Origin of the sequence: Pseudomonas farris, assembly GCF_019145235.1 — a bacterium.
GTDB lineage: Bacteria > Pseudomonadota > Gammaproteobacteria > Pseudomonadales > Pseudomonadaceae > Aquipseudomonas > Aquipseudomonas farris.
On sequence record NZ_JAHSTV010000001.1, the window covers coordinates 632,166 to 647,548 of the forward strand.

General features: G+C 58.7%; 15 protein-coding genes. 7 read left to right on the plus strand and 8 right to left on the minus strand.

Annotated features, from left to right (window positions below):
• Nucleotides 1-63: 63 nt before the first annotated feature.
• Nucleotides 64-1,380 carry a CynX/NimT family MFS transporter gene (locus KVG95_RS02820; RefSeq protein WP_217854423.1) on the minus strand — a complete coding sequence of 439 codons (1,317 nt, stop codon included), beginning with the start codon at nucleotides 1,378-1,380 and terminating at the stop codon, nucleotides 64-66.
• The gene (locus KVG95_RS02825; protein ID WP_217854424.1) at nucleotides 1,370-2,029 is read right to left on the minus strand and encodes a FadR/GntR family transcriptional regulator; all 660 of its coding nucleotides are present in this window, start codon (nucleotides 2,027-2,029) and stop codon (nucleotides 1,370-1,372) included. The genes KVG95_RS02820 and KVG95_RS02825 overlap by 11 nt, the downstream gene beginning before the upstream one ends.
• A gap of 166 nt (nucleotides 2,030-2,195) precedes the next feature.
• On the opposite strand from KVG95_RS02825, the gene KVG95_RS02830 reads away from it, so the two are divergent.
• Nucleotides 2,196-2,507 carry a type II toxin-antitoxin system MqsR family toxin gene (locus KVG95_RS02830; protein WP_217854425.1) on the plus strand — a complete coding sequence of 104 codons (312 nt, stop codon included), beginning with the start codon at nucleotides 2,196-2,198 and terminating at the stop codon, nucleotides 2,505-2,507.
• Complete coding sequence (locus KVG95_RS02835; RefSeq protein WP_217854426.1) at nucleotides 2,504-2,992, plus strand: type II toxin-antitoxin system MqsA family antitoxin; 489 nt, start codon at nucleotides 2,504-2,506, stop codon at nucleotides 2,990-2,992. Before KVG95_RS02830 ends, KVG95_RS02835 begins: the two co-directional genes overlap by 4 nt.
• A 65-nt stretch (nucleotides 2,993-3,057) precedes the next feature.
• Here the strand turns inward: KVG95_RS02835 and KVG95_RS02840 are convergent, their stop codons facing one another.
• The 4 genes from KVG95_RS02840 to KVG95_RS02855 all read right to left on the minus strand — a co-directional run bounded on the left by KVG95_RS02840 (nucleotide 3,058) and on the right by KVG95_RS02855 (nucleotide 7,220).
• Nucleotides 3,058-3,822 (minus strand): amino acid ABC transporter ATP-binding protein, encoded by a 765-nt coding sequence (locus KVG95_RS02840; RefSeq protein WP_038981658.1) that lies wholly within the window; start codon nucleotides 3,820-3,822, stop codon nucleotides 3,058-3,060.
• Nucleotides 3,823-3,833: 11 nt separating this feature from the next.
• Nucleotides 3,834-4,931 carry an amino acid ABC transporter permease gene (locus KVG95_RS02845; RefSeq protein WP_038981657.1) on the minus strand — a complete coding sequence of 366 codons (1,098 nt, stop codon included), beginning with the start codon at nucleotides 4,929-4,931 and terminating at the stop codon, nucleotides 3,834-3,836.
• Nucleotides 4,932-4,941: 10 nt separating this feature from the next.
• Nucleotides 4,942-6,123: an amino acid ABC transporter permease gene (locus KVG95_RS02850; RefSeq protein ID WP_217854427.1), complete on the minus strand. Its 1,182-nt coding sequence runs from the start codon at nucleotides 6,121-6,123 to the stop codon at nucleotides 4,942-4,944.
• A gap of 65 nt (nucleotides 6,124-6,188) precedes the next feature.
• Nucleotides 6,189-7,220: an amino acid ABC transporter substrate-binding protein gene (locus KVG95_RS02855; RefSeq protein ID WP_217854428.1), complete on the minus strand. Its 1,032-nt coding sequence runs from the start codon at nucleotides 7,218-7,220 to the stop codon at nucleotides 6,189-6,191.
• Nucleotides 7,221-7,689: 469 nt separating this feature from the next.
• On the opposite strand from KVG95_RS02855, the gene KVG95_RS02860 reads away from it, so the two are divergent.
• The 5 genes from KVG95_RS02860 to KVG95_RS02880 all read left to right on the plus strand — a co-directional run bounded on the left by KVG95_RS02860 (nucleotide 7,690) and on the right by KVG95_RS02880 (nucleotide 13,015).
• Complete coding sequence (locus tag KVG95_RS02860) at nucleotides 7,690-8,346, plus strand: alpha/beta hydrolase (RefSeq protein WP_123719455.1); 657 nt, start codon at nucleotides 7,690-7,692, stop codon at nucleotides 8,344-8,346.
• 85 nt (nucleotides 8,347-8,431) lie between these two features.
• Nucleotides 8,432-9,919: an ATP-dependent RNA helicase RhlB gene (gene rhlB / locus KVG95_RS02865; RefSeq protein WP_217854429.1), complete on the plus strand. Its 1,488-nt coding sequence runs from the start codon at nucleotides 8,432-8,434 to the stop codon at nucleotides 9,917-9,919.
• A 138-nt stretch (nucleotides 9,920-10,057) separates the two neighbouring features.
• Entirely contained in the window at nucleotides 10,058-11,005 is a 948-nt protein-coding gene (locus tag KVG95_RS02870; protein WP_217854430.1) for an ornithine cyclodeaminase family protein, read from the plus strand.
• Nucleotides 11,006-11,153: 148 nt separating this feature from the next.
• Entirely contained in the window at nucleotides 11,154-12,281 is a 1,128-nt protein-coding gene (locus tag KVG95_RS02875) for an NAD(P)/FAD-dependent oxidoreductase (protein WP_217854431.1), read from the plus strand.
• A 92-nt stretch (nucleotides 12,282-12,373) separates the two neighbouring features.
• The gene (locus tag KVG95_RS02880; RefSeq protein WP_217854432.1) at nucleotides 12,374-13,015 is read left to right on the plus strand and encodes a helix-turn-helix transcriptional regulator; all 642 of its coding nucleotides are present in this window, start codon (nucleotides 12,374-12,376) and stop codon (nucleotides 13,013-13,015) included.
• A gap of 124 nt (nucleotides 13,016-13,139) precedes the next feature.
• On the opposite strand, the gene KVG95_RS02885 is transcribed toward KVG95_RS02880, so the two are convergent.
• On the minus strand, nucleotides 13,140-13,916 hold the full coding sequence (locus tag KVG95_RS02885; RefSeq protein ID WP_217854433.1) for an ABC transporter substrate-binding protein: 777 nt from the start codon (nucleotides 13,914-13,916) through the stop codon (nucleotides 13,140-13,142).
• A gap of 233 nt (nucleotides 13,917-14,149) precedes the next feature.
• On the minus strand, nucleotides 14,150-15,331 hold the full coding sequence (gene hmpA, locus KVG95_RS02890) for an NO-inducible flavohemoprotein (RefSeq protein ID WP_217854434.1): 1,182 nt from the start codon (nucleotides 15,329-15,331) through the stop codon (nucleotides 14,150-14,152).
• Nucleotides 15,332-15,383 lie beyond the last annotated feature (52 nt).

Here is a 15,383-nt window from a genome sequence, read left to right on the forward strand (position 1 = left end):
AGTCAACAAATGCGCAGAACACTATCGGCATTCGTGGCCCGAATACCGACAGTGCGCAGAACGTCAGACTCTCTCGCTTTGAACCTCAACGTACAACGAACGTCCGGCACCGAGGCCGGCGATAATCGCGCCGAGGCCGATAACGCCGAAGATCCAGCCCAGGGCGCTCCAGCCGCCGGTCCAGTCATGCACCATACCGACCGCGAACGGCCCCATGGACGCCAGGGTGTAACCGAAGCCCTGGGCCATGCTCGACAGGTTGGCCGCGACATGGGCATCCCGCGAACGCAGCACGATCAGGGTCAGCGCCAGGCTGAACGTGGCGCCCTGCCCCAACCCCAGCAAGATCGCCCAGCCCCACAAGCCATCGATCGGTGCATAAAGGCAACCGAACAAACCGCCGAGCGTCATCACCATGACGATCACAATCGCCAGCCGCTGATCCTTACCGCGCGTCGCCAGCCAGGGTGCTGCCAGCGAGCTGATCAACTGGACAATCACCGAACCCGACAACACCAGACCGGCCTGGGTTGGCGTCAGACCGCGGCCGATCAGGATCGACGGCAGCCAGCCAAACACGATGTAGGCCAAAGACGATTGCAGGCCCATGTACAAGGTCACTTGCCAGGCCAGGGGATCACGCAACAGCCCTCGGACCCGATAGGCAACATGGTGCGCGCCGTGTTTCTGACCGACTTGCGGCAGCCAGAAAATTGCCGCGACCAACGCTGGAACCACCCAGAAGCCGAGACCCAAGGCCCAGCTCTTATCGAAATGTTCGCTCAACGGCACGGTTGCCCCAGCCGCCATGGCCGCGCCCAGGCACAGCGCCATGGTGTAGACGCCGGTCATGGTGCCGGCCTGTTTTGGGAAGTCTCGTTTGACAATGCCGGGTAGCAGCACGCCGATCACCCCGATGCTGGCGCCGGCCAACACGCTACCGGCGAACAGGCCGACCTCGCCGAATGAACTGCGCAAAATGATCCCGCCGGCCAGCATCAGAAGAATCCCCAACACCACCCGTTCGGCACCAAAACGTCGCGCCAGCACCGGCGCCAATGGCGCGAACAGACCGAGGCAGAGTACCGGCAAGGTCGTCAGCAACCCGGCCTGGGCGGCCGATAGCCCCAGCGTCTTCGAGATCTCGCTGAGCATCGGCGCCATGCTCGACAACGCCGGACGTAAATTCAGCGCCACCAGAATCAGGCCGAGCAACAACAACCACGGCCGACGCAGAACCGGGTGAGTTTGCTGAACCTGCTCGTCATCGGCCTCGGCGTCGATCAACAGCTCTTCGAGCTCCGCCGTACGCTTGAGCTGAGTGATGCTGCTGTTGCTGGCCTGCTGGGTGGACATGGGGTTCTCGGTTTCAAGGTTCATTGATCAACTGCCTCGACAGGGCTTTGGCCCGTTCCGGGTCGCGTTGCTCGACGGCATCGAGCAGTTCGACATGTAGGTCGAACACCGCTTGCCGCCGAGGTGAGATGTTCAGGGTCTGGCGCAAGTGCGCGCCGACGATGCTGGAGAAGTAGCGATACAGCTCGCTGAGTGTCGGGTTGTGCGCCGCCTCCACCAGTCGACGGTGAAACACCAGATCGCAGGCGATGTAGGTGTCGAGATCGCCATGGTAGTGACTGCCGCTGACACCTAGCGCTTCGCGCAATGCCACCAGGTCTTCATCAGTGCGGCGTAATGCGGCCAGACCGATGGCTTCGACTTCCAGAATGTGCCGGGTTTCCCGAGCCTGTTCCTGAGTGCAACGGGACAGCGCCTTCATGGTGTCCAGTGGATCGATCACCGCCCGCAGATAGCTGCCGTCGCCCTGGCGAATCTCGATCAACCCGGAAAACGCCAGCACGCGCATGGCTTCACGCACGGTGTTGCGGCTGATGCCCAGTTCAGTCGCCAGTTCCGGCTCGGTGGGCAAACGCTGGCCGACCGTCCAGATGCCTTGATTGATGCGCAGGCGTAACTGGTCCAGGGCCTGATCGACCAAGGATCGTTTAATTAATGGAGAAATGTCTGACATAGGATTCGCCCTTTCATCCAATCATAGGATGAATTTTCTGACATGTTAGTCAGCTTCATGTAGGACGACAACCGCCTACGGTCAGAGAGAGGGAATGGAGCGGGATTTTCGATTAGTCAAAATTACCCTTTAAGGGTAATTTCAGGGATAGGGTTCACGGTTTCTTATGGAAAAGAACACACCCCACTACGCCTTGTCAGTCGTCAAGGATGAGGTCAGAAGGCAAGGAGCCAAAGCGTTTACTCAAGTCGCATTGAGGTCCGGCAAGCGCATGGGATTGAACCTGCGAGATATGGAGTTAGTCATTTGCTCGCTGGAACGCCGGATGCTCTACAAGTCGATGACGGGCTACACCGATCACCGAAGCTGGCAGGACGTTTACCACACTACATTTCATGAAATGGAGCTCTACATCAAAGTGACCTACTGCCCCAAAGGTGGGCCCCCGGTGATCTCTTTCAAGGAGCAGAACGTATGAATACGCGGCAATGCATGAGTTGTGGCACTCAACATACCATGCAACATTTTGAAGGTCGCAGCCTCAGTGTCGACTACAAGAACGTATCACGCTGGGTGCACGACATTGCCGGCTGGGAGTGCACGGTCTGTGGTGAGATCATTTTCGATAATGATACTGACAGCGCCGAGCGCTACTCCGACGCCGGCGACAAATTGCTCGAAGACTGCTTTCAAATCATGGGCACCGAGATGAAGCGTATCCGCCGCAAAATGCATCTCACGCAGAAGGAAGCAGTGAAATTGCTTTCCGGCGCTGGCCACAATGCGTTCTCACGATACGAGCGCGGCGAAATTCCCCCACCTCAAGCTTTGTTCACGCTAATGCGCCTGTTGGATCGTCATCCGCATTTACTTGCTGAAATACAAGCAATGAACGAAGGCACTGACTTGAGGCGATTGCTCGCTGCACGATTCCCGGAACAGGAAACAACACTGGCGTCCTGACCTCGAAATCCAGACAAAAATAAACCCGGAACACTGTCCGGGTTTATTTCACTGCCTGGCTTCGATCAATGCAAAATCTGGCTCAGGAACAGCTTCGTACGCTCGTTCTGCGGATTGTCGAAGAAGTCATTCGGCGCCGCCTGTTCAACGATCTCGCCCTTGTCCATGAAGATCACGCGGTTGGCCACGGTACGGGCGAAGCCCATTTCGTGGGTCACGCAGAGCATGGTCATGCCGTCTTCGGCCAGGCCGATCATGGTGTCCAGAACCTCTTTCACCATCTCTGGGTCGAGTGCCGAAGTCGGTTCGTCGAACAGCATGATTTTCGGTTTCATGCACAGGGCACGGGCAATCGCCACACGCTGTTGCTGACCGCCGGACAGTTGCCCCGGGTATTTATGCGCCTGCTCCGGAATGCGTACGCGCTCTAGGTAATGCATGGCGATTTCTTCGGCCTTGCGCTTGGGCATCTTGCGTACCCACATCGGCGCCAGGGTGCAGTTCTGCAGGATGGTCAGGTGCGGGAACAGGTTGAAGTGCTGGAACACCATGCCGACTTCGCGGCGGACCGATTCGATCTGCTTGAGGTCGTTGGTCAGTTCCACGCCATCGACCACGATGCGGCCCTGCTGGTGTTCTTCCAGACGATTGAGGCAACGGATGGTGGTGGATTTGCCGGAACCCGATGGGCCGCACAAAACGATACGCTCGCCTTGCTTGACGTTCAGGTTGATGTCTTTCAACACGTGGAACTGGCCGTACCACTTGTTCACGCCCTGCATCTGAATAATGCCTTCAGGGCTCACAGGCTGTTTGATCGCTTCACTCATAAACTACGCTCCTAACGCTTGTGGCCAGTGTCCAGCTTACGTTCCAAATGCATGGAGTAGCGGGACATACCAAAACAGAAAATCCAGAACACCAAGGCCGCGAACACATAGCCTTCAGTGGCCATGCCCAGCCATTTCGGGTCGGCGGCGGCTTGCTTGACGCTGTTGAGCAAGTCGAACAGGCCGATGATGATCACCAGGCTCGTGTCCTTGAACAGCGCAATGAAGGTGTTGACGATGCCAGGGATCACCAGCTTCAGGGCTTGCGGCAGAATCACCAGGCCCATGCTGCGCCAGTAACCGAGGCCCATCGCTGCAGCCGCTTCGTACTGACCTTTGGGGATCGCTTGCAGACCGCCACGCACCACTTCAGCGATGTAGGCCGACTGGAACAGGATCACGCCGATCAGCGCCCGCAGCAGTTTGTCGAAGTTCATGCCTTCGGGCAGGAACAACGGCAACATCACCGAAGACATGAACAGCACCGTGATCAACGGCACGCCGCGCCAGAATTCGATGAAGGTCACGCAGACCACACGAATCGCCGGCATGTTCGAACGCCGGCCCAAGGCCAGAACGATACCCAGCGGCAATGCGCCGACGATACCGACGGTAGCGATCACCAGGGTCAGCATCAGGCCGCCCCACTGGCTGGTCGGCACTTCGGTCAGACCAAACCAGCCACCGTGCAACAAGGTGTAGGAAATGATCGGATAGAGCACCAAAAAGCTCAGGCCGTAGATTGCCTTGTGTGGAACGCGTGCGACGAACAGCGGCGCCACGCCAATCACCGCCAGCCACACGGTCAGATCCACGCGCCAGCGCAAGTCCACCGGGTAGTAGCCATACATGAACTGGCCAAAGCGCTGCTGGATGAACACCCAGCAGGCGCCCTCCTTGGTGCAGTCGGCGCGGGTGGTACCGACCCAGTTGGCATCGAGAATCGCCCAGCTCACGATAGGTGGAACTATCAAGTAAATCAGATAGAACGCGAACAACGTCAGCAGGGTGTTGATCCAGCTGGAGAACATGTGCGCCCGCATCCACGCCACGATACCGATGCTACTGCTCGGTGGTGGCATGTCGGGTTTGAAAGTATGAGTCGTCATGCGCTTTTCCTTACCGCTCGATCAGCGCAATGCGCTTGTTGTACCAGTTCATCAGCAAGGAAATGCTGATACTGATCGCCAGGTACACGCTCATGGTGATGGCAATGACTTCGATCGCCTGCCCGGTCTGGTTCAGCACCGTACCGGCAAACAACGACACCATCTCCGGATAACCGATACCGGCCGCCAGCGAGGAGTTTTTCGCCAGGTTCAGGTATTGGCTGGTCAGCGGTGGAATGATCACGCGCAGGGCTTGCGGGATGATCACCTTGCGCAGGGTCGGACCGTTGCGCAGCCCCAACGAGTGGGCCGCTTCGGTCTGGCCGTGGCTAACCGACTTGATGCCCGAACGCACGATTTCGGCGATAAACGCCGCGGTGTACACCGTCAAGGCCAGGGTCAGCGCCAGCAGTTCCGGGATCAATACCCAGCCACCGACGAAGTTGAAACCCTTGAGCTCTGGCATTTCCCAGTGCAATGGCGCGCCGAAGATCAATGCGCACAGCGCAGGGATCACCAGGAACAGCGCCAGGCCTACCCAGAATTTGTGGAACGGTACGCCGGTCGCTTCGAAACGCTTGTTGGCCCAGCGGCACATCAGCACGATCGCGACGATGGCCACGACCACACTCACCACAAACGGCCAGAAACCATCCGCAGCCAACGCTGCGGGCATGTTCAGGCCGCGGCTGCTGACAAAGAAGGTGTCGCCGAAGTTATGGCTGTTGCGCGGCCCTGGCATGGTCAGGAACACAGCGAAGTACCAGAACAGGATTTGCAGCAGCGGCGGAATGTTACGGAAGACTTCTACATAAACCGTTGCCAGCTTGGCAATGATCCAGTTCTTCGACAGCCGTGCCACACCGACGATGAAACCGAGGATCGTCGCCAGGATCACACCGATAAAGGTGACCAGCAGTGTGTTGAGCAGACCAATGACAAACACCCGGGCATAGCTGTCCGATTCGGTGTAGTCGATCAGGTGCTGAGCGATGCCGAAACCGGCACTGCGCTCAAGGAAGTCGAAACCCGAGGTGATGCCCCGGTGCTGGAGGTTGGTTTGCGTGTTATCGAACAGAAACCAGCCCAGCGAGACCACCGCCACAATGGTGATGATCTGGAATACCCACGCACGCACTCGTGGATCGCTGAGGCTGAGCCTCTGCTTTGGTGCGCCGATTGAATTTTGCATGAAGTGCCCCGGAAATAATGGAACAGAACATCACCCGGTGGTTGGCCCACCGGGTGATAGAACCATCAGCGCACTGGTGGTGCGTATTGAATGCCGCCAGCGTTCCACAGAGCGTTCAGCCCGCGGTCGATTTCCAGCGGAGTTTTCTTGCCGAGGTTCTTCTCGAACACTTCGCCGTAGTTACCGACTTGTTTGATGATCTGGACGACCCAGTCTTTCTTCACTTTCAAGTCTTTACCGTACTCACCGTCCGAACCCAGCAGACGAGCGACGTCCGGGTTCTTGGTGGCTTTGGCTTCTGCTTCGACGTTCGCCGAAGTGATGCCTGCTTCTTCAGCGTTGAGCATGGCATAACCAGTCCAGCGCACGATGGCCAGCCACTCGTCGTCGCCATTACGCACGACCGGACCCAGCGGCTCTTTGGAGATGGTTTCCGGCAGAACTACGTAGTCCTTCGGCGAGGCCAGCTTGCTGCGCTGGGCAAACAACTGGGACTTGTCGGAGGTCAGCACGTCGCAACGACCGGATTCCAGCGACTTGGCGCTTTCATCGGAGGTGTCGAAAGTGATCGGGGTGTATTTCAGACCATTGCCGCGGAAGTAGTCGGAAACGTTCAGCTCGGTGGTGGTACCGGCCTGGATGCAGATGGTCGCGCCATCCAGCTCTTTGGCGCTCTTGACGCCCAGCTTGTTGTTTACCAGGAAGCCAATGCCGTCGTAGTAAGTGATGAAGCCAGGAAACTTCAGGCCCATGCCCGCGTCACGGGAACTGGTCATGGTGGTGTTACGCGACAGAATGTCGATTTCACCGGACTGCAGCGCGGTGAAGCGCTCTTTGGCGTTCAACTGGCTGAATTTGACCTTGGTCGCATCGCCGAAAACGGCAGCGGCCACAGCGCGGCAGAAGTCAGCATCGATACCAACGATCTTGCCGGTAGAGTCCGGAACCGAGAAGCCCGGCAGACCGTCACTCACACCACACTGTACGAAACCTTTCTTTTGCACTGCATCCAGGGTTGCACCCGCCTGAGCGAACCCACTGACACCGAGCACTGCGGCTGCAGTCACGATGGCCAGGGTGGATTTCAATAACTTCATTCAAACCTCCAGTTTTGCTCTTGTTGTGTCGGAGCTTGAGCCCTGTCGCACCCTTATGAGGCGTTGTTGACCCGTGTTGGCTTTTTTTAGGGTCAACCGACGCAGGACCGTCGCTATGAGTCTAGTAGGAGAAAATCCACGTTATGGATAACTCCCTTCTCACCAATCGGCCGAACGGGCGGTAGCCCTTTCACGTTCGCGAAGCCCGTAGCGGCCTTTGGCGAACATCCATCACCGGATTCTTTGCTATCCCATGACCAGCCGTACACTGATAGTGTTACCGCCAGGCATGAGATTGGTTGCACAGGCTTCCCTATAGCAAAGCCCGTACCAGACCGCTCGCTAAAGCGATTCAGCGGCAGGTCAATAGCAAAACTTGTAGCCTTGCGACATCTTCTTAACTGATCAACCCGTTGCGCACTCCAACCTCGCACTTAAATGAGAGCGCATGCACAAATATGGAGCACCCATGACCGAGCCCTTGATTCTTCAACCCGTCAAGCCCGCAGACGCCTGCGTTATCTGGCTACACGGGCTGGGCGCCGACCGCTACGACTTCTTGCCGGTGGCTGAAGCGCTGCAGGAAAGCTTGCTGACCACTCGCTTCGTCCTGCCCCAGGCACCGACTCGCGCCGTCACCATTAATGGTGGCTACGAAATGCCGAGCTGGTACGACATATTGGCTATGAGCCCGGCGCGCGCGATCAGCCGCGAGCAGCTGGAAGCGTCCGCGCAACGGGTCTTTGATTTGATCGAAGAGCAGAAGGCCAGCGGAATAGACGCCTCGCGCATTTTTCTCGCCGGGTTTTCCCAAGGTGGCGCCGTGGTATTGCACACGGCCTTTTTGAAATGGCAGGGTCCGTTGGGTGGCGTACTTGCCCTCTCTACTTATGCGCCGACCTTCAGCGATGAACTGGAGCTTTCCGCCAGCCAGCAGCGCATTCCGGTGCTGTCTTTGCACGGCCAGTACGATGACGTTGTGCAAAACTCCATGGGCCGGACCGCCTACGAGTATTTAAAGCAACATGGTGTCACCGTGACATGGCAGGAATACCCAATGGGCCACGAAGTGTTACCCGAAGAAATCCGCGACATTGGCGTTTGGCTCGCCGAGCGTTTGCGCTAAAAGCTACCCATTGATCCATCCCACTACGCCGCGCCCGATTCTTGCATTACACTGGCCGGCGTATATTCCTTAACCAATTGATGAGATGACCGTGCTCAAAGCACTCAAGAAAATGTTCGGTAAAAGCGAGACTGAGCAGCTCGCGCCAGTCTCCAGCGCTCCTTCTCATACTCCCAGCCACCGCACCGACGGTAATCAGCCTGGCCGGACCGCAACCGTAGCGGCACCGAAACACGAGCCGGTGACCACACCGACCGCCCCCGCAGCCCCGGCCATCGCCTCTGAGCAGCCGCGCAGCGAAGCCCCGAAACCGGCAAAACCGCGTCGCGAACCAAAGCCAAAAGCGCCGGTTATTCCCTGGAAACTCGAAGACTTCGTCGTCGAACCCCAGGAAGGCAAAACCCGCTTCCACGATTTCAAACTCGCCCCCGAACTGATGCACGCCATTCAGGACCTGGGCTTTCCGTATTGCACGCCGATCCAGGCGCAGGTGCTTGGCTTCACCCTCGCGGGCAAAGACGCCATCGGTCGCGCCCAGACCGGCACCGGCAAAACCGCTGCCTTCCTGATTTCGATCATCACTCAGCTGCTGCAAACCCCGCCGCCCAAAGAGCGCTACATGGGTGAACCGCGGGCACTGATCATCGCCCCGACCCGGGAACTGGTGGTGCAGATCGCCAAGGACGCAGCCGACCTGACCAAGTACACCGGCCTCAACGTCATGACATTTGTCGGCGGCATGGACTTCGACAAGCAACTCAAGCACCTCGAAGCCCGTCACTGCGACATCCTGGTGGCCACTCCGGGCCGCTTGCTCGACTTCAACCAGCGCGGCGATGTGCACCTGGACATGGTCGAAGTGATGGTGCTGGACGAAGCCGACCGGATGCTCGACATGGGTTTCATCCCACAAGTGCGTCAGATCATTCGCCAGACTCCGCCGAAGAACGAGCGTCAGACGCTGCTGTTCTCCGCAACCTTCACCGAAGACGTGATGAACCTCGCCAAGCAATGGACCACCGACCCGTCGATCGTCGAGATCGAAGCGCAGAACGTGGCCAGCGAAAACGTCGAGCAACACATCTACGCGGTGGCCGGTGCCGACAAATACAAATTGCTCTACAACTTGGTCAACGATAACGGCTGGGAGCGGGTGATGGTCTTCGCCAACCGCAAGGACGAAGTGCGGCGCATCGAAGAACGCCTGGTACGCGATGGCGTCAACGCGGCGCAACTGTCTGGCGATGTGCCGCAGCACAAGCGTATCAAGACCCTGGAAGGTTTCCGCGAAGGCAAGATCCGCGTGCTGGTGGCCACCGATGTTGCCGGTCGCGGCATTCACATCGACGGCATCAGCCACGTGATCAACTTCACCCTGCCGGAAGTCCCGGACGACTACGTGCACCGCATCGGTCGTACTGGCCGTGCCGGCGCGGATGGCGTGTCCATCAGCTTTGCCGGTGAAGACGACTCCTACCAGCTACCGTCCATCGAGGCGCTGCTGGGTCGCAAGATCAGTTGTGAAACGCCACCGACGCATCTGCTGCGGGCGGTTGAGCGCAAGCGCCCGTAACTCGGGCCTTTCAGAAAGAGGCGCAGCCGGAAACGGACTGCGCTTTTTTTTCGTCCGGCTTTTTCAACAGGACTTGCTAGAGAAAACTAAAAGTCCATAATGGACAAATTAGTTTACTTTCAACACCCGGAGCCGACCATGCCCAGCACGCCTTACGTGATCACCCAACCTCAAGCCCGCGAACTGCTGGCACAAGTTGATGTGCCGCAGATCCTGCGTAAGCTGTTCCGCGACCTGGCCGCCGGACAAGCCGTGCAACCGGCGCAACAACTGGTGGAATTCCCGCAGGGTGCCGGGGACTTCATCAACTACCTGGGTGTGCTGGCCGAGGACGGGGTATATGGCGTCAAGACCTCGCCTTACATCGTGCGCGAGCAAGGCCCGCTGGTAACCGCCTGGACGCTGCTGATGTCGATGCAGACCGGCCAGCCGCTGCTGCTCTGCGATGCCGGTGAATTGACCACGGCTCGCACCGCCGCAACGACGGCGGTGGCGGTCGATGCCCTCGCGCCGTTGAAGGCCCAGCGTCTGGCGATCATCGGCAGCGGCAAGGTGGCTCAGGCGCACCTGCACTACGTCAAGGACCTGCGAGACTGGCAAAGCATCAGCCTCTACTCGCCGAGCCTGAGCGACAAGAATCCCGAAGCGCTGGCACAGCTCAAACGCCTCGATCCACGGCTGACCCCCGCCGACAGTTGCGAAGCTGCGATTCAGGACGCCGACGTGATCATGCTCTGCACTTCGTCCGCCGGCCCGGTGATCGACCCGTCGAACTTAAGCAAACCGGCGCTGATCACCTCCATCAGCACTAACGCCCCACGCGCCCATGAAGTGCCGCCGCAGAGCCTCAATGACATGCAGGTGTTCTGTGACTATCGTCAAACCACCCCGGGCTCGGCCGGTGAAATGCTGATCGCCGGTGAGCAGCATGGCTGGGACAAGCGTTCGATTGTCGGCGACCTGCCCGACTTGCTCAGCGAAAAAGTCCAGCGCCCCGAATACGATCGCACGGTGTTCTTCCGCTCCATCGGCCTGGGCCTGGAAGACATCGCACTGGCCAATGCCCTTTACCAACTACAGCGCTAACACCACAAACCCTGTGGGAGCGGGCTTGCTCGCGAAAGCGGTGGGTCAGTCGACATCCTTGTGAATGTCAGACCGCATTCGCGAGCAAGCCCGCTCCCACAGGGGGCCTCTAACAATTTCGGCATTTGCGCCCCCACAGGAGACGTTCATGAACCAGGCAGATTTCATCATCATCGGCGGCGGGATTGCCGGCGCTTCCACCGGTTTCTGGCTGTCGCAGCACGGGCGGGTGATTGTGCTCGAACGCGAATCCCATCCGGCCTATCACTCCACCGGACGCTCGGCGGCGCTGTTCACCGCCGCCTACGGCACACCGCAGGTTCGGGCATTGACCCAGGCCAGCCGCGACTTCTTCGACGCACCGCCGCCCGGTTTCTGCGAACACCCGCTGCTGACCCCGCGCGGCGAGATGACCGTCGACTTCACCGGAGATCCGGCCGAGCTGAGCAATCAATACCTGAGCGCCAAAGCCACGGTGCCGCAAATGCAATGGCTCAGCGCCGACGAAGCCTGTGCGCGTCTGCCGATCCTGCGTCGGGAAAAAGTTCATGGAGCGATCTACGATCCGACCGCCAGCGACATCGATACCGATGCTCTGCATCAGGGCTATCTGCGCGGTATCCGACGCAATAAAGGTGAAGTGCATACCGACAGCGAGGTGTTGAGCCTGAGCCGTGATGCCGAAGGGCAATGGCAGGTTCAAACCAACACTCAGACCTTCAGCGCCCCGATCATCATCAATGCCGCCGGCGCCTGGGCCGACAAGATTGGCGAGCTGGCCGGCGCCCAACCTCTGGGCGTGCAACCCAAGCGCCGGGCAGCTTTTATCTTCGCCGGCCCCGAAGGTCTGGATATCCATGACTGGCCAATGCTGGTCAGCCTCGATGAGTCGTTCTATATGAAGCCCGACGCCGGCATGTTCCTCGGCTCACCCGCCAACGCCGACCCGGTGGAACCGCACGACGTGCAGCCCGAAGAGCTGGACATCGCCATGGGCATTTACCAGATTGAAGAAGCCACCACCCTGACCATCCGCCGCCCGACCCGCACCTGGGCCGGCCTGCGCAGTTTCGTGCGCGACGGGGATTTGCTGTCCGGCTTCGATCAGCAGGTGCCGGGGCTGTTCTGGGTCGCGGCGCAAGGCGGCTACGGTATCCAGACGTCGCCGGCCATGGGCCAGGCCAGCGCTGCACTGGTACGCGGCGAATCCTTGCCCGAGCAGCTCAGCCGTTTCGGCCTGGACGCCGAGATGCTCTCTCCCGCCCGCCTGAGCTGATCCTGCCCCCTCAGGTGACGTGTCCACACGATTGCGGCAAACTTCCAGCGTCCCTTTTTACGGGGCGCTGACGCTGCCTGGAGTTCCACTGTATGAACGCACCTGAAAAAGACTCGGCCCTGGACGCTACGTCCCTGGACAACTTCCGCGCGATTGCCGATGCGATCGCCACGTTGTTCTTCCCTCACGCCGAGGTGGTGCTGCATGACTTGCGCACGCAAAAGGTCGATTACATCGCCAACAACCTGTCCAAACGGGAAATCGGTGACGACTCGTCGCTGGAAGACATGCTCAGCGAAGAGGTCAGCGAACGAAACATCGGGCCGTATGAAAAGCTCAACTGGGACGGCCAAAAGATTCGCAGCCTTAGCAGCGTACTGCGCGACAGCGAGGGTCGTCCGTTGGCGGTGCTGTGCATCAACTTGAATATCTCGTTGTTCGAGAACGCGAAAGCGGCGCTGGATTTGTTCCTGTCGCCGACCAAGCTGATCCCGCAACCGGACTCACTGTTTCGCGATGATTGGCAGGAACGGATCAACACCTTTCTGCATGCCTGGCTGCGCGAGCGTCAGTTGAGCCTGAATGTGCTGACCCGCGACCACAAACGCGAACTGGTGCTGGCGCTGCACGCCGAAGGCGCCTTCAAAGGCAAAAGCGCCTCCAACTATGTGGCCAATGTGCTGAACATGGGGCGAGCGACGGTGTACAAGCATTTGAAGGAATTGAAGGGTTGAGCCCTAAGATGTGTACAGCCTGATAGGGCCCCTTCGCGAGCAAGCCCGCTCCCACAGTTGATCGAGTTCTTCCTGAAGAAATGCGATCGAATGTGGGAGCGGGCTTGCTCGCGAAAGCGATTTATCAGTCGCCGTAGATATCGGACTTGAAGTACTTCTGCGAAATCTTCTGATACTCGCCATTGGCGCGAATCTCGTCGATCGCCTTGTTCAGATCCGCCACCAACTGCGTGTTGCCCTTGCGCACGGCAATCCCGGCGCCCTCGCCCACGTATTTCGGATCCTTGAGTTCCGGCCCGACAAAAGCGTAACCGGCGCCACGCGGCATCGACAGGAAGTCACTCAAGGGGATGGTGTCGGCAAAAATCGCATCGAGGCGGCCGGCGGCCAGATCCATGTAGATCTCTTCGTTGTTACCGTAGCGCTTGACGTTGATGCCCTTGGGTTCGAAAACCTCGGTGGCGTAACGGTCGGTGGTGGTTGCGCGTTGCACGCCGACATTCTTGCCCTTGAGGCTGGCGTACTGGTCATCCACCACTGCGCCGTCCTTCATCACCAGACGCGATGAGGTAAAGTAATACTTGTGAGTGAAATCCACCGATTTCTTACGGTCTTCGTTGATGGTCATGGACGACAGCGCCATGTCGATTTTCTTCACTTTCAGGGAAGGAATCAGACCGTCGAACTCGCCTTCGACCCACTCACACTTGACCTTCATCTGCGCGCACAAGGCATTGCCGATCTCGTAGTCGAAACCGACTATTTTGCCTTCTTGGGTTTTGGACGCGAACGGCGGATAAGCCGCTTCGATGCCGATACGCAGGTTTTTCTCGGCGGCAAACAAGCTACTGCACGCCAACAGGCTCAGGGCCAGACCGGTGATGAGGGGGAATTTCTTCATATTCGTTCTCTCGCGGGTTGTTGTTGGTTTGGCAAGACAGAAGAAGCTGAAACAGAAAAGCACTTTTTTGTACTTATAATTCCATACTGGACTTTTACGTATTATCCGTCAATCGGGCAGACAGCCTTATACCCGGCCTCTGGTCGGGTACTAGCCGAATGCAAAAAAGGCCGGGTCGGTGCTTCGCAAACAAGCGAAACACCGACCCGGCCCTCAGGAACCGCCCGGGGCAGTTATTCCAGTGCGGCAGCCGGCCCGAAGAACTCGTAACGGCTCTGCTTCTCAGGCACACCCAAGGCCTTGAGGTGACGCTTGATCGCCGCCATGAAGCCTTTAGGCCCCAGGAAGTACGCATCCACATCACGCTGTTCCGGCATCCACTCGCCGAGTTGCTCCTGGCTCAACAGGCCAACCTTGTCCGCCGCCGGGCTGACGCCATCGTCTTCGGCGTAGCAATAAAAACGCTTGAGCTGCGGATGACGTTCGGCCAGGCCATCGATCCAGTCACGGAAAGCATGCACGCTACCGTTGCGCGCGCAGTGAATAAAGTGCACCTGCCGCTCGGTCGCCAGCGCCGCTTCGAGCATCGCCAGCGTCGGGGTGATGCCAACGCCGCCACTGATCAGCACCAGCGGTTTGTCGCTGGCGGTCAGGGTGAAATCGCCCGCAGGCGGGAACAGCATGATGCTCGCGCCGACGTGCAGTTGATCGTGCAAATGGTTGGACGCGCGGCCGCCGGTTTCGCGCTTGACGCTGATGCGGTACTGGCCCTTGTTGGCCAGCGCCGACAACGAATAGTTACGCCGAATTTCTTCGCCATCGAGGATCAGTTTCATGCCGATGTACTGGCCAGGCTCTGCCGCGAGAATCGGGCCCTTGTCCGCCGGTTCGAAGTAGAACGAGGTGATTTCCGCGCTTTCCTCGACCTTGGCCGCCACGATGAATTCCCGCGCGCCACGCCAGCCGCCCGGCGCCTGCGCTTTCTGGTCGTAGATGCTGGCTTCGGCACCGATCAAGATATCAGCCAGTTGATTGTAGGCAGCGCCCCAGGCGCTCATCACTTCAGGCGTGGCAATCTCGTCGCCCAGTACTTCGGAGATTGCTCGCAACAGGCAGCTACCTACAATCGGGTAATGTTCCGGGAGGATTTGCAGTGCCACGTGCTTGTTGATGATCTTGGCCACCAGGTCGCCCAACTGATCGAGCTGATCAATGTGCCGCGCATACATCAATACACCGTTGGCCAAGGCGCGCGGCTGATCGCCGCTGGCCTGGTGGGCCTGGTTGAACAGCGGGCGGACTTCCGGGTATTCGGAGAGCATCATGCGGTAGAAGTGCGTGATCAGCGCTTCGCCACCGCTTTCCAGCAACGGCACGGTGGATTTGATGATTGCACGGTCTTGAACGCTAAGCATAAGAGCAACTCCTGGGCTTTATATGAATGACCTTTACGTATCAGTTTCCATG

What these genes read in the sequence shown, in the direction of transcription:
- KVG95_RS02820 (WP_217854423.1), bottom strand. Translation starts at nt 1,380, where the DNA reads ATGAACCTTGAAACCGAGAACCCCATGTCCACCCAGCAGGCCAGCAAC.
- KVG95_RS02825 (WP_217854424.1), bottom strand. Translation starts at nt 2,029, where the DNA reads ATGTCAGACATTTCTCCATTAATTAAACGATCCTTGGTCGATCAGGCC.
- KVG95_RS02830 (WP_217854425.1), top strand. Translation starts at nt 2,196, where the DNA reads ATGGAAAAGAACACACCCCACTACGCCTTGTCAGTCGTCAAGGATGAG.
- KVG95_RS02835 (WP_217854426.1), top strand. Translation starts at nt 2,504, where the DNA reads ATGAATACGCGGCAATGCATGAGTTGTGGCACTCAACATACCATGCAA.
- KVG95_RS02840 (WP_038981658.1), bottom strand. Translation starts at nt 3,822, where the DNA reads ATGAGTGAAGCGATCAAACAGCCTGTGAGCCCTGAAGGCATTATTCAG.
- KVG95_RS02845 (WP_038981657.1), bottom strand. Translation starts at nt 4,931, where the DNA reads ATGACGACTCATACTTTCAAACCCGACATGCCACCACCGAGCAGTAGC.
- KVG95_RS02850 (WP_217854427.1), bottom strand. Translation starts at nt 6,123, where the DNA reads ATGCAAAATTCAATCGGCGCACCAAAGCAGAGGCTCAGCCTCAGCGAT.
- KVG95_RS02855 (WP_217854428.1), bottom strand. Translation starts at nt 7,220, where the DNA reads ATGAAGTTATTGAAATCCACCCTGGCCATCGTGACTGCAGCCGCAGTG.
- KVG95_RS02860 (WP_123719455.1), top strand. Translation starts at nt 7,690, where the DNA reads ATGACCGAGCCCTTGATTCTTCAACCCGTCAAGCCCGCAGACGCCTGC.
- rhlB (WP_217854429.1), top strand. Translation starts at nt 8,432, where the DNA reads ATGACCGTGCTCAAAGCACTCAAGAAAATGTTCGGTAAAAGCGAGACT.
- KVG95_RS02870 (WP_217854430.1), top strand. Translation starts at nt 10,058, where the DNA reads ATGCCCAGCACGCCTTACGTGATCACCCAACCTCAAGCCCGCGAACTG.
- KVG95_RS02875 (WP_217854431.1), top strand. Translation starts at nt 11,154, where the DNA reads ATGAACCAGGCAGATTTCATCATCATCGGCGGCGGGATTGCCGGCGCT.
- KVG95_RS02880 (WP_217854432.1), top strand. Translation starts at nt 12,374, where the DNA reads ATGAACGCACCTGAAAAAGACTCGGCCCTGGACGCTACGTCCCTGGAC.
- KVG95_RS02885 (WP_217854433.1), bottom strand. Translation starts at nt 13,916, where the DNA reads ATGAAGAAATTCCCCCTCATCACCGGTCTGGCCCTGAGCCTGTTGGCG.
- hmpA (WP_217854434.1), bottom strand. Translation starts at nt 15,331, where the DNA reads ATGCTTAGCGTTCAAGACCGTGCAATCATCAAATCCACCGTGCCGTTG.